Source organism: Streptomyces sp. Ru62, from assembly GCF_002920615.1.
Lineage (GTDB): Bacteria > Actinomycetota > Actinomycetes > Streptomycetales > Streptomycetaceae > Streptomyces.
This window is the reverse complement of sequence record NZ_PQSU01000011.1, coordinates 89,365-103,108: the sequence shown is the minus strand read 5'-3', so window position 1 is coordinate 103,108 and position 13,744 is coordinate 89,365. Positions and strand designations below refer to the sequence as shown.

At 71.7% G+C, this 13,744-nt stretch carries 7 protein-coding genes; 4 read left to right on the top strand and 3 right to left on the bottom strand.

The genetic code is table 11. The features are described from left to right. Positions 1-293 precede the first annotated feature (293 nt). The gene (lon, locus tag C3492_RS16675; RefSeq protein WP_103812549.1) at positions 294-2,714 is read right to left on the bottom strand and encodes an endopeptidase La; all 2,421 of its coding nucleotides are present in this window, start codon (positions 2,712-2,714) and stop codon (positions 294-296) included. Between the two features lie 55 nt (positions 2,715-2,769). Then, complete coding sequence (locus tag C3492_RS16670) at positions 2,770-3,690, bottom strand: rhomboid-like protein (RefSeq protein WP_103812548.1); 921 nt, start codon at positions 3,688-3,690, stop codon at positions 2,770-2,772. 194 nt (positions 3,691-3,884) lie between these two features. Between C3492_RS16670 and C3492_RS16665 the strand changes: the two genes are divergently transcribed. From C3492_RS16665 to C3492_RS16650, 4 genes are all read left to right on the top strand, one after another. Then, a complete protein-coding gene (locus tag C3492_RS16665; RefSeq protein ID WP_103812547.1) occupies positions 3,885-4,562 on the top strand; it encodes a spermidine synthase in 678 nt (225 codons plus the stop codon). 112 nt (positions 4,563-4,674) lie between these two features. Further along, positions 4,675-5,415 carry a response regulator transcription factor gene (locus tag C3492_RS16660; RefSeq protein WP_014674952.1) on the top strand — a complete coding sequence of 247 codons (741 nt, stop codon included), beginning with the start codon at positions 4,675-4,677 and terminating at the stop codon, positions 5,413-5,415. Next, positions 5,412-6,536, top strand: a complete 1,125-nt coding sequence (locus C3492_RS16655; RefSeq protein WP_103812546.1) for an ATP-binding protein — start codon at positions 5,412-5,414, stop codon at positions 6,534-6,536. The genes C3492_RS16660 and C3492_RS16655 overlap by 4 nt, the downstream gene beginning before the upstream one ends. A 299-nt stretch (positions 6,537-6,835) precedes the next feature. Continuing rightward, positions 6,836-10,642: a multifunctional oxoglutarate decarboxylase/oxoglutarate dehydrogenase thiamine pyrophosphate-binding subunit/dihydrolipoyllysine-residue succinyltransferase subunit gene (locus C3492_RS16650; protein WP_103812545.1), complete on the top strand. Its 3,807-nt coding sequence runs from the start codon at positions 6,836-6,838 to the stop codon at positions 10,640-10,642. A gap of 99 nt (positions 10,643-10,741) precedes the next feature. On the opposite strand, the gene fxsT is transcribed toward C3492_RS16650, so the two are convergent. Continuing rightward, a complete protein-coding gene (fxsT, locus tag C3492_RS16645; RefSeq protein ID WP_103812544.1) occupies positions 10,742-13,744 on the bottom strand; it encodes an FxSxx-COOH system tetratricopeptide repeat protein in 3,003 nt (1,000 codons plus the stop codon).

Below are 13,744 nucleotides of genomic sequence, written 5' to 3'. Positions count from 1 at the left end.
GGGTCCGGTGCCGGTCGCTCGACAACCGGTCAGGGGCCGGGTCGGCACCCGGGACCCTGGTCGGCGGGCGGTTCGGGAGCCGGCCCGGGGTTCCGGTGGGACGGAGCGCCGGGAGTCGGTCGCAGGCACAGGCCGGCCGGGGCCGCACGGTACGGGAACCCGGGCCTTCCCCCCATCCGGCGACGTCCGTCGCACCGGACCGGGGCCCCGGACCGGCGGCGCCGCACCGCGGCATGGCGAAGGCCCGGGCCTCCCTCACGGGACCCGGGCCTCGCCTCATCCGGCAGCGTCCGTCACGCCGCTACCGGAACCTCCGGCGCCGCGTCGCTCGTGGCGGGCGCGAGCGCCAGTTCCAGGACCTGGCGGACGTCGGTCACGGTGTGGACGTCGAGCTTGTCCAGCACCTCGGCCGGGACGTCGTCCAGGTCGGGCTCGTTGCGCTTGGGAATGATGACGGTGGTCACCCCGGCGCGCTGGGCGGCGAGCAGCTTCTGCTTCACACCGCCGATGGGCAGCACCCGGCCGGTCAGCGAGACCTCGCCGGTCATGGCGACGTCCGTGCGGACCAGGCGGCCGGAGAGCAGCGAGGCGAGGGCCGTCGTCATCGTGATGCCCGCGCTCGGGCCGTCCTTCGGCACCGCGCCCGCCGGGAAGTGGATGTGCACGCCCCGGTCCTTCAGGTCGGCCACCGGCAGCTCCAGCTCGGCGCCGTGGCTGCGCAGGAAGCTCAGCGCGATCTGCGCCGACTCCTTCATCACGTCGCCCAGCTGACCGGTCAGGGTCAGCCCCGCCCCACCCGTCTCCGGGTCGGCCAGGGACGCCTCCACGAAGAGCACGTCGCCGCCGGCGCCGGTGACCGCGAGACCGGTCGCCACACCGGGGACGGCCGTACGGCGCTCGGCCGGGTCCTGGGCGGACTCGGGCACGTGGTGCGGCCGGCCGATCAGCCCGCGCAGATCGCCGTCGGTGACGGTGAACGGCAGCTCGCGCTCGCCCAGTTCGTGCTGGGCCGCGATCTTCCGCAGCAGCCGTGCGATGGACCGCTCCAGGGTCCGCACGCCCGCCTCGCGCGTGTACTCGCCGGCGAGCTTGCGCAGCGCGCTCTCGTCCAGCGTGACCTCGTCCTTGTCCAGGCCGGCCCGCTCCAGCTGGCGCGGGAGCAGGTGGTCCCGGGCGATGACGACCTTCTCGTCCTCGGTGTACCCGTCCAGGCGGACGATCTCCATACGGTCGGCGAGCGCCTCCGGGATGGCCTCCAGGACGTTGGCGGTGGCGAGGAAGACCACGTCGGACAGGTCCAGCTCGACCTCCAGGTAGTGGTCCCGGAAGGTGTGGTTCTGGGCCGGGTCGAGCACTTCGAGGAGGGCGGCGGCCGGGTCGCCCCGGAAGTCGGAGCCCACCTTGTCGATCTCGTCCAGCAGGACCACCGGGTTCATGGACCCGGCTTCCTTGATCGCGCGCACGATCCGGCCGGGCAGCGCGCCGACGTACGTACGGCGGTGACCGCGGATCTCGGCCTCGTCACGGACGCCGCCGAGGGCGACACGGACGAACTTGCGGCCCATGGCGTGTGCCACGGACTCGCCCAGCGAGGTCTTGCCGACACCGGGCGGGCCGACGAGCGCGAGCACGGCACCGCCGCGCCGCCCGCCGATGACGCCCAGGCCCCGCTCGCCGCGCCGCTTGCGCACGGCCAGGTACTCGGTGATGCGTTCCTTCACGTCGTCCAGGCCCGCGTGCTCGGCGTCCAGCACGGCCTTGGCGCCCTGGATGTCGTACTCGTCCTCGGTCCGCTCGTTCCACGGCATCTCCAGGACGGTGTCCAGCCAGGTGCGGATCCAGGAGCCCTCGGGCGACTGATCGGAGGCGCGCTCCAGCTTGTCGACCTCCTTGAGGGCGGCCTCGCGGACCTTCTCCGGCAGGTCGGCGGCCTCGACGCGGGCGCGGTAGTCGTCGGACTCCTCGCCCTCCTTCTCGCCGTTGAGCTCGCGCAGTTCCTTGCGGACGGCCTCCAGCTGACGGCGCAGCAGGAACTCGCGCTGCTGCTTGTCGACGCCTTCCTGGACGTCCTTGGCGATGGTCTCGGCCACGTCCTGCTCCGCGAGGTGGTCGCGCAGCTGCTGCGTGGCGAGCTTGAGCCGGGCCACCGGGTCGGCGGTCTCCAGCAGTTCGACCTTCTGCTCGGTCGTCAGGAACGGCGAGTAGCCGGAGTTGTCGGCCAGTGCCGACACGTCGTCGATGGCCTGGACGCGGTCCACGACCTGCCAGGCACCGCGCTTCTTCAGCCAGGTGGTGGCGAGCGCCTTGTACTCCTTGACCAGTTCCGCGACCTGGCCCGGCAGCGGCTCGGGAACGGTCTCCTCGACACGGGCGCCCTCGACCCAGAGCGCGGCGCCCGGGCCGGTGGTGCCGGCGCCGATGCGGACGCGGCTGCGTCCGCGGATCAGGGCCCCCGGGTCACCGTCGGCGAGCCGGCCGACCTGTTCCACCGTGCCGAGGACGCCGGTCTTGGCGTACGTGCCGTCGATGCGTGGCACCAGCAGCACCTTGGGCTTTCCGGGTTCGGAGCGGGCGGCGGCCTGAGCGGCCTCCACCGCGGCCCGCACCTCGGCGTCGCTCAGGTCCAGCGGGACCACCATGCCGGGCAGCACGACCTCGTCGTCGAGCGGCAGCACGGGCAGGTTCAGCGTGAACGCCGGTGACTCAGCAGCCATGATCTCCCCTTCGGCAGTCAACTTGAGCTATGCCGACTCAATGTTCTGGCGGGGTCTATTGTTCCCGGGGCTCTGTTCGCTGTGAGCGATCACGTACGCCCAAGGGGATGAGCTGCGGAAACGCGCGCGGGTGCGGGTGCGTCGGGGTGCTCGCGCGGTCCCCGCCCCCGTGAGCCGGCCGCTGCCGGCGCCGGGCCAGGGGCCAGGCCGCGACACCGACCGCGAGGGCGATGACATGACCCCAGTTCGTCAGCGGGTCCGCGTAGGCCAGCAGGTCGCTCAGCAGCCCGCCGGCCGCCAGGGCCAGCAACGGCCAGCGCAGCCACGGGCGGAGAAGGCCCGTCAGGGCGCCGGTGCTCGCGGCCACGCCGAAGCTGACGCCGTAGTCGAGGCGGTGCAGCGAGGTGTCGGGCAGGTGGCCCAGCAGGACGGCGAGGCCCACCGGGACCTCGGTGGCGAGGGTGGCCAGGACATGGCCGGCCAGGAAGACGCAGGCGGCCGGCGCTCCGCCTGTCCGCCGCTCCAGCGCCGTGAGCACCAGCAGGAACGCGACCGTGTACGGCGAGAGGATCCCGCCCGCGACCCACAGCGCGCTCGCCAGCAGCACGAGCACGGGCGTGCGCACCAGATGGGCCACGTCGGTGCTGGAGCCCTGCTGGAGCGCGTGCACCAGTCCGGGGTCGGCGTGGGCCGCGATCAGGGAGGTGACGGCCAGGACGGTGGCGTAGGCGAAGGTGAACGGGGTGCCGGCGGGGGTCGGCAGCAGGCGCCACGGGCGGGGCAGGGGCCGGCGCGGAAGCGGGGTGGGGTGCGCGGCGGCGGGGGCCGCCCCGGACGCGGCGGCGCGCTGGCGGGGCATGCCGTCCAGCAGGCCCGCGAGGACCGGGGCCGCGGCGGCGGCCGTGCCGTCGGGAAGGGGCGTGCCCGGCGCGGGCGGGTACGCGTCCGGCGTGGGGCCCGTCGTGCTGCGTTCCACGGTGAGGCGCTCCTTCCGTCGCGCCCCACCCTTCGCGCTCCGCGTGGCGCTGTCTATGACCGACGCCACCCGGGAGCGGATTCACAGCCACCTCTCACCCGGCGGCCCGCTCCGACCCCGGCGCGGACCACCCGTCCGTGGGCGTCGAGCGCAATTCCCGTGAACGACAGGCTCCGTTCAAGCAGGATGGGGTCATGACTGCCGTGTACGACACTCCCGTGGTCCTGGACCGACGCGACGGCCCGTACGGCGAGGTGGTGCTGCGCCGACACGGTGCGCTGCTGCAGATCATCGCCAACGGCTGCTTCCTGATGGACACCTCGGACGGCCGCTCGGAGCGGCTGCTGGTCGACGCGGCCCGCGCCGCGCTGGACGGGCGGCCCGCGCCCGAGGTGCTGATCGGCGGGCTGGGCGTCGGCTTCTCGCTCGCACACGCCGCCGCCGATCCGCGGTGGGGGCGGATCACCGTGGTGGAGCGGGAACCCGCCGTCATCGACTGGCACCGGGACGGGCCGCTGGCCGGACTGTCCGCCGGCGCGCTCGCCGATCCGCGCACCGCGATCGTGGAAGCGGATCTCGTGCGGTACGTCAATGAGACATCGGACACGTTCGACGCGCTGTGCCTCGACATCGACAACGGGCCCGGCTGGACCGTCACCGAGGACAACGACAGCCTCTACTCACCGGCCGGACTCGCCGCCTGCGCACGGGTGTTGAGGCCTGGCGGGGTGCTGGCGGTGTGGTCGGCCGAACCCTCTCCGGAATTTGAAGGAAGCTTGCGGAATGCCGGGTTCCAGCAGGTGCGTACCGAAGAGGTGCCGGTTGCCCGGGGCGTTCCGGACGCCATCCACCTCGCCGTCCGACCTGGATAGCGACAGCGCGGTCGGTCACCGTAATGTGCTGCCCTGACGCCGATCATTCAAGCGTCAAACGCAGACATGGGATCACCCCACTGATTCCGGAAAGCAACAACAGGGGCGGGCGATGGAGCAGACACACACCTCCCAGAGCGGCGCGGCGACGACCACCCCGGGCGCACAGCGCCGGGTGCTGGTCGTCGAGGACGACCCCACGATCGTCGACGCCATCGCGGCCCGGCTCCGCGCCGAGGGGTTTCTGGTGCAAACGGCGGCCGACGGTCCGGCCGCGGTCGACACCGCCGAGGCATGGCAGCCCGATCTGCTGATCCTCGACATCATGCTGCCGGGCTTCGACGGGCTCGAAGTGTGCCGGCGGGTGCAGGCGCAGCGGCCGGTGCCGGTGCTGATGCTGACCGCGCGTGACGACGAGACCGACATGCTGGTCGGGCTCGGCGTGGGCGCCGACGACTACATGACCAAGCCGTTCTCGATGCGGGAGCTGGCCGCACGCGTGCACGTGCTGCTGCGCCGGGTGGAGCGGGCCGCGCTGGCCGCCACCACCCCGCGCTCCGGCATCCTGCGGCTCGGCGAGCTGGAGATCGACCACGCGCAGCGCCGGGTCCGGGTGAAGTCGGAGGACGTCCACCTGACGCCCACCGAGTTCGACCTGCTGGTGTGCCTGGCGAACACCCCGCGCGCGGTGCTCTCCCGGGAGCAGCTGCTGGCCGAGGTGTGGGACTGGGCGGACGCCTCCGGCACCCGCACGGTCGACAGCCACATCAAGGCGCTGCGGCGGAAGATCGGCGCGGAGCGCATCCGCACGGTGCACGGCGTGGGCTACGCGCTGGAGACGCCGACCCCATGAGCGACGGCGGGCGCCAGACCGCACGGAGGAGCCCCGGGACCCTCGGCGAGGACCCCTGGGGCGGCGTGCGCCCGTTCTCGATCAAGACCAAGCTGGGTGTGCTGGTCGTCATCTCGGTGCTGATCACCACGGGTCTGTCGATCGTGGCGGTGCACACCAAGACGGAGCTGCGCTTCATCACGGTCTTCTCGATGATCGCCACCCTGCTGATCACGCAGTTCGTGGCGCACTCGCTCACCATGCCGCTGGACGAGATGAACGCGGTGGCCCGGTCCATCTCCGAGGGCGACTACACCCGCCGGGTGCGGGAGAACCGCCGGGACGAGCTCGGCGACCTGGCCCAGACGATCAACGTCATGGCCGACGAGCTGGAGGCCCAGGACAACCAGCGCAAGGAGCTCGTCGCGAACGTCTCGCACGAGCTGCGCACCCCGATCGCCGGGCTGCGCGCGGTGCTGGAAAACATCGTCGACGGGGTCACCGAGGCCGACCCGGAGACCATGCGGACGGCCCTGAAGCAGACCGAGCGGCTCGGCCGCCTGGTGGAGACCCTGCTGGACCTGTCCCGGCTCGACAACGGTGTCGTACCGCTGAAGCTGCGGCGGTTCGAGGTGTGGCCGTACCTGTCCGGCGTGCTGAAGGAGGCCAACATGGTCGCCTCCGCGCGCGCGGGCATGGCCACGGGCTCCGGCAGCCACACGCGCACGGACGTCCATCTGCACCTGGACGTCTCCCCGCCGGAGCTGACCGCGCACGCGGACCCGGAGCGCATCCACCAGGTCGTCGCGAACCTGATCGACAACGCGGTCAAGCACAGCCCGCCGCACGGCCGGGTGACCGTACGGGCGCGGCGCGGGCCGCAGCCGGAGTCGCTGGAGCTGGAGGTCCTGGACGAGGGCCCCGGCATCCCCCGGTCGGAGTGGCACCGGGTGTTCGAGCGGTTCAACCGCGGTGCGGTGACCCGGCCGCACGGTCCGGGCAGCGACGGCGGTACGGGGCTGGGCCTGGCGATCGCCCGGTGGGCGGTGGATCTGCACGGCGGCCGGATCGGTGTGGCCGAATCCGAGCGGGGCTGCCGGATCATCGTCACTCTTCCGGGACTGACTTCCTCACCAAGTTGACGTAAAGTCCGAGCGGAACCACAAGATCCACGTCGGTCGCCGCCGGTCCGCGCGGCTGGACACGTGTGATCGCGGCAGGCCCGGGCACCCGTCGAACGAAGACGCGCAGGGCCCGCGCCCGCACACCCTGCGACATGCGGAACCACGCTTGTTTCCCGCCATTTCAAGCCCTGAAACAAGATTCTTGATGTGACTTACGCGACGATGACCTTGCTCGACCTGACCTTCCCGCCCCGGGAGGCGTAGCCTTTATTCCCGCTGTCCATCACCTTGTGAAGCGGAAGAGGGCGGTTGCCGCCGTGTCGCCACAGTCCCCCAGTAACTCGAGCATCTCCACCGACGACCAAGCCGGGAAGAACCCCGCCGCAGCGTTCGGTCCGAACGAGTGGCTCGTCGACGAGATCTATCAGCAGTACCTCCAGGACCCGAATTCGGTAGACCGCGCCTGGTGGGACTTCTTCGCCGATTACAAGCCGGGTGCTCCTGCCACCCCGGCTCCGGCGGGTACTGCGGCCACGGGGGCCGCAGAGACCCCCACCACGGCCCCGCAGGCCCGGCCCGCGGCCCCGGCCCCCCAGGCCGCCGCCCCGGCCGCCCCCGCGGCTGCGAAGCCCGCCGCTCCCGCCCAGGCCCCGGCCCCGGCCGCGGCCCCCGCGGCGAAGGCCCCCGCCCCGGCCAGGCCGGCGCAGCCCGCACAGGCGCCCGCTCAGCCCAAGGCGAAGCCCGCCGAGGCCCCCGAGGGCCCGGAGCTGATCACGCTGCGCGGCCCGGCCGCCGCCGTCGCCAAGAACATGAACGCCTCCCTGGAGCTGCCGACCGCCACCTCGGTCCGCGCCGTCCCGGTGAAGCTGCTGTTCGACAACCGCATCGTCATCAACAACCACCTGAAGCGCGCCCGGGGCGGGAAGATCTCCTTCACGCACCTGATCGGCTTCGCGATGGTGCAGGCCATCAAGGCCATGCCGTCGATGAACTGGTCGTTCGGCGAGAAGGACGGCAAGCCGACCCTCGTCAAGCCGCCGCACGTCAACCTCGGCCTGGCCATCGACCTGGTCAAGCCGAACGGTGACCGCCAGCTCGTCGTGGCCGCCATCAAGAAGGCCGAGACGCTGAACTTCTTCGAGTTCTGGCAGGCCTACGAGGACATCGTCCGCCGCGCCCGCGACGGCAAGCTGACGATGGACGACTTCACCGGCGTCACGGTCTCCCTGACCAACCCCGGCGGCCTCGGCACCGTCCACTCCGTGCCGCGCCTCATGCCCGGCCAGTCCGTGATCATGGGCGTCGGCTCCATGGACTACCCGGCGGAGTTCCAGGGCACCAGCCAGGACACCCTGAACAAGCTCGGCATCTCGAAGGTCATGACGCTCACGTCGACCTACGACCACCGGGTCATCCAGGGCGCCGCCTCCGGCGAGTTCCTCCGCCAGGTCGCCAACCTGCTGCTCGGCGAGAACGGCTTCTACGACGACATCTTCGAGGCGCTGCGCATCCCCTACGAGCCGGTCCGCTGGCTCAAGGACATCGACGCCAGCCACGACGACGACGTCACCAAGGCCGCCCGCGTCTTCGAGCTGATCCACTCCTACCGGGTCCGCGGCCACGTCATGGCCGACACCGACCCGCTGGAGTACAAGCAGCGCAAGCACCCCGACCTGGACATCGTCGAGCACGGCCTCACCCTGTGGGACCTGGAGCGCGAGTTCGCCGTCGGCGGCTTCGCCGGCAAGTCGATGATGAAGCTGCGCGACATCCTCGGCGTGCTCCGCGACTCGTACTGCCGCACCACCGGCATCGAGTTCATGCACATCCAGGACCCCAAGCAGCGCAAGTGGATCCAGGACCGCGTGGAGCGCCCGCACTCCAAGATGGAGCGCGAGGAGCAGCTGCGCATCCTGCGCCGGCTGAACGCGGCGGAGGCCTTCGAGACCTTCCTGCAGACCAAGTACGTCGGCCAGAAGCGGTTCTCGCTGGAGGGCGGCGAGTCCGTCATCCCGCTGCTCGACGCGGTCATCGACTCCGCCGCCGAGTCGCGGCTCGACGAGGTCGTCATCGGCATGGCCCACCGCGGCCGCCTCAACGTGCTGGCCAACATCGTCGGCAAGTCGTACGCGCAGATCTTCCGTGAGTTCGAGGGCAACCTCGACCCGAAGTCGATGCACGGCTCCGGTGACGTGAAGTACCACCTGGGCGCCGAGGGCACCTTCACCGGCCTGGACGGCGAGCAGATCAAGGTCTCCCTGGTCGCGAACCCCTCGCACCTGGAGGCGGTCGACCCGGTCCTGGAGGGCGTCGCCCGCGCCAAGCAGGACATCATCAACAAGGGCGGCACGGACTTCACCGTCCTGCCGGTGGCGATCCACGGCGACGCGGCCTTCGCGGGCCAGGGCGTGGTGGCCGAGACCCTGAACATGTCGCAGCTGCGCGGCTACCGCACGGGCGGCACGGTCCACATCGTCATCAACAACCAGGTCGGCTTCACGGCCGCGCCCGAGTCCTCGCGTTCGTCGATGTACGCGACGGACGTGGCGCGCATGATCGAGGCCCCGATCTTCCACGTGAACGGCGACGACCCCGAGGCCGTCGTCCGCGTGGCGCGGCTCGCCTTCGAGTTCCGCCAGGCGTTCAACAAGGACGTGGTGATCGACCTCATCTGCTACCGCCGCCGCGGTCACAACGAGTCGGACAACCCGGCCTTCACCCAGCCGCTGATGTACGACCTGATCGACAAGAAGCGCTCGGTGCGCAAGCTCTACACCGAGTCCCTGATCGGTCGCGGCGACATCACCCTGGAAGAGGCCGAGCAGGCCCTCCAGGACTACCAGGGCCAGCTGGAGAAGGTCTTCACCGAGGTCCGCGAGGCCACCTCCCAGCCGGCCGCCGGTGACGTCCAGGCGCCCCAGGACGGCTTCCCGGTCGCGGTCCCGACCGCGGTCTCCTCGGAGGTCGTCAAGCGGATCGCCGAGTCCCAGGTCAACATCCCCGACCACATCACCGTCCACCCCCGCCTCCAGCCGCAGCTGCAGCGCCGGGCGGCGATGGTCGAGGACGGCACGATCGACTGGGGCATGGGCGAGACCCTGGCCATCGGCTCCCTGCTGCTGGAGGGCACCCCGGTCCGCCTCGCGGGCCAGGACTCCCAGCGCGGCACCTTCGGCCAGCGCCACGCGGTGCTGATCGACCGGGAGACCGGCGAGGAGTACACCCCGCTGCAGTACCTCTCCGAGGACCAGGCCCGGCTGAACGTCTACAACTCGCTGCTCTCCGAGTACGCGGCGATGGGCTTCGAGTACGGCTACTCGCTGGCCCGCCCCGACGCGCTCGTGATGTGGGAGGCGCAGTTCGGCGACTTCGTCAACGGCGCGCAGACGGTCGTGGACGAGTTCATCTCGTCGGCGGAGCAGAAGTGGAACCAGACCTCCGGCGTCGTGCTGCTCCTCCCCCACGGCTACGAGGGCCAGGGCCCGGACCACTCGTCCGCGCGTCCCGAGCGGTTCCTCCAGCTGTGCGCGCAGAACAACATGACGGTCGCCATGCCGACCTCGCCGTCGAACTACTTCCACCTCCTGCGGTGGCAGGTGCACAACCCGCACCACAAGCCGCTGGTCGTCTTCACCCCGAAGTCGATGCTGCGCCTGAAGGCCGCGGCCTCGAAGGCGGAGGAGTTCACCACGGGCGAGTTCCGTCCGGTCATCGGCGACAGCACGGTCGACCCGGCCGCGGTGCGCAAGGTCGTCTTCTGCGCCGGCAAGGTCTACTACGACCTGGAGGCCGAGCGGCAGAAGCGCGGTGTGACCGACACGGCGATCATCCGCATCGAGCGGCTGTACCCGCTGCCGGGTGAGGAGCTCCAGGCGGAGGTCAACAAGTACCCGAACGCCGAGAAGTACCTGTGGGCGCAGGAGGAGCCGGCGAACCAGGGTGCGTGGCCGTTCATCGCGCTCAACCTGATCGACCACCTGGACCTGGCGGTCGGCGCGGACGTCCCGCACGGCGAGCGCCTGCGGCGCATCTCGCGTCCGCACTCCTCGTCCCCGGCGGTCGGCTCCGCGAAGCGGCACCAGGCGGAGCAGGAGCAGTTGGTGCGTGAGGTGTTCGAGGCGTAGGCCTCCGGCGGTTCGCCGCGTATGAGGGCCCGGTGCCGAGTTCTTGCTCGGCACCGGGCCCTTCGCCTGTTCGACAGCCCTGCGCCCCGCCCGGGCGCTTCAGCCCAGGTACGCCTCGAAGTCCCAGTAGGGGCGGACCCGTTGGCGGGCCGAGAGGGTGTGGGGGTGCTGGGCGCCCAGGGTGCGGGTGAGGGACAGGAGGGCGTCCTCCTCCAGCTTTCCGGCCTCCTCCTGCTCGTGTGCCGCCCTCAGGTCCGCGGCCAGGGCGACCTGGCACGACAGCGTGAGGGGGTGCTCGTGGCCCAGGGTGTGCCGGGACCGGCGCACGGTGTCGCGGCTCAGTTCCACCGCGTCCTCGATGCGGCCGTTGAAGTTGCGCGCGCCGGCCGCGTTGAGGGCGCAGCCCAGGACCCAGGGGTGGTCCGGGCCGAGCGTGGCGCCGAGGCCGGCGAGGGCGGACTCGAACATGGACAGGGCCTCGCCCCGCTCACCCGCCGCCTGCATCACCAGCCCGGTGTTGGACAGCATGCCGGTGGCCACGGGATGCGCGGGGCCGAGCAGCGACCGGTAGCCGGCCTCGGCCTCGTCGATGAGGTCGCGGGCCTGACTGAGATCGCCGTGTTCCCGCAGGTAGTTGCCGTAGTTGGTGAGGAACGCCAGCGTGCGGTAGTGCTCCCGGCCGTGCAGCTGCATGAGCTGCTCCAGCAGGCCGGCCATGCCGGGCCCCACGTCCGGCCCGTGACCGCCCTCCCGGCGCCGGCACATGGCCAGCTGGGAGCGGGCTTCGAGGGTCTGCGGATGCTGCGGGCCGAGCACCTGCACATGGAGCCGTACGACGGGCTCCTGACGGGCCAGCGCCTCGCGGTAGCGGCCGAGCAGGCGGAGGCTGTGGGTGACCGCGTTGCCGGAGTGCAGCGTGTTGATGTGCCGGGCGCGCAGCACGCTCTCGCGCCGGGCCAGGGTCTCCAGGTCGAGGTCGAGCGCCTCGGCGTACCGGCCCAGCATGCGCAGCGTGACGCCGAGGTTGTGCCGGGCGACCAGGGTGGGCGGCTCGTCCGGGCCGAGGAGCCGTTCGTTGCCCTCCAGGACCTCGCGCTGGAGGTCGTACGCCTCCTGGTAGCGGCCCAGGGAGCGCAGACCGGAGGCGATGGCGCTCTTGCTGACGAGTTCGCCGATCTCGTTGCGCCGGGGCGCGGCCTGGAGCTGTTTCAGCACGCCCCGGTGCAACTCGTACACCTCGCGGAACCGGCCGCTGTTGCGGAGCATGTTGCCCTCCTGGGTGGCCAGGTCGAGCATCGGCTGGTCGATCGGGTCCATGAACCGCGACCAGTGCTCGCGCACCTGCTGCGCCAGTTCCAGGCCGCCGCTGTACTCGCCGCTCCGGGTGCAGTACCGCAGGCAGTTCAGGACCAGCTCCTGCACGCGCGGCTGCCGGCTCTCCAGGGCGCCGGAGGGTTCCAGGTGGGGCAGCAGCTCGGCGTAGCGCGGCCAGTTGCGGCTGTCGGCGGGATTGCCGGGGTCGGCCTCGGCGAGCAGGGTGCGCACCGCCCGCCGGTGCAGTTCGTGACTGCCGTCGCCGGTCAGCTTGGAGACGATGTCGTGGACGAGCCGGTGCATGTGCACCGACTCCTGGTGCGGGCCCATCTCGGCGGCCAGCGGGCCGCGGGTCTCACGGGTGAGCACCGAGTAGTTGACGAGGGTGTCCAGGGCCCGGGTCCAGGCGGGCAGGTCGGTGGACATCCAGCGCAGTTCCTCGGGCAGCTCGGCGCGCGGGTAGGCGCGGATGAGGCCGAGCGGGATGCGTCCGGGGGCGAAGGAGGTGCACAGGCCGAGCACCTCGATGGCCTGCGGCTGGGAGCGGCGCAGCCGGTTGAGCAGTATGGCCCAGGAGGTGAGGGAGGACTGCGGGAAGCCCTCGCCGGTGACGGGCTCGTCGACGGTGGACAGCCGCCGTTCACGCACCATCCGCAGGTACTCGGCCGCCTCCATGCCGGACTCGCCGAGCCAGGACGCGGCCTGCACCAGCGGCAGCGGCACGTCCCCGAACTCGGCGGCCACCTCGTCGGCCTCGCGGGCGCTGATGTGCGGGGCGCGGCGCATCAGGTAGGCGGTGGACTCGGGGCGCAGGAACGCCGGGATCTCCAGGACGTCCGTGTGCTCGTTCCAGCCCCGGTTGCGGGAGGTGATCAGCACGTGCCCGGTGCCCTGCGGGAGCAGCGAGGTCACGCCGTCGATGTCGTCCCAGCCGTCGAAGACCAGCAGCCAGTTCCCGTACGGCTCCCCGCGCCGGAGCGCGTTGCGGACCGCGCGGATGCGTTCGCCGGGCTCGCTGCCGATGCGCAGCCCGAGTTCGACGGCGAGTTCACCGAGGCGGTCGCGCTGGATGGTGCGGTCGTCGCTGTTGACCCACCACACCAGGTCGTAGTCGGTGCTGAAGCGGTGGGCGTACTCGGCGGCGAGCTGGGTCTTGCCGATGCCGGACATGCCGACGAGCGTGCAGGCGGCGGCGCCGCGCTCGGCGTCGGCGAGCCGCTGGTGGAGTTCGCCCAGCAGGTCGTCGCGGCCGGTGAAGCGCGGGTTGCGGCGCGGCACCTCGCCCCAGATCTCGCAGCGCTCGTCCGGGTAGCGGATCCGGCCGGCGAGCGCCCGGGGGCGGGTGAGCGGTTCCAGGCCGAGGCGGCGCAGCAAGCGGTCCTCGGCGGCCTCCTCGCTCAGCGCCCACAGGCTGGCCGGTTCCAGGACGGCGGTGGCGGGCAGCAGCGGCCGGTTGGTGAGGTTGACGGCCGCGAACCGGTCGGCGTGGGCGGCGACGAAGCCGCGCAGTGCGTCGTTCCACTCGCCCGGCGGGCGGGGGCCGAGTTCGAAGAACCAGTCGTTGAGGACCAGCAGCACCTTCCCGCTGGCCAGCAGCAGATCGCCGAGCGAGTCCTCCAGCGCGACCTCGCGCGGCGGGTCCCAGCGTTGCAGGGTGGCCCGGTGCCCGTGCCGCTCCAGGCACTGCGCGATCCATGCCGCCCACGAGCGGTAGTACCCCGGGAAGACCACGAGCACGTGCTCGGGTGCCGCCGCACCGTTCGTGCCCGGCCGCCGCTGTTCCGCCAT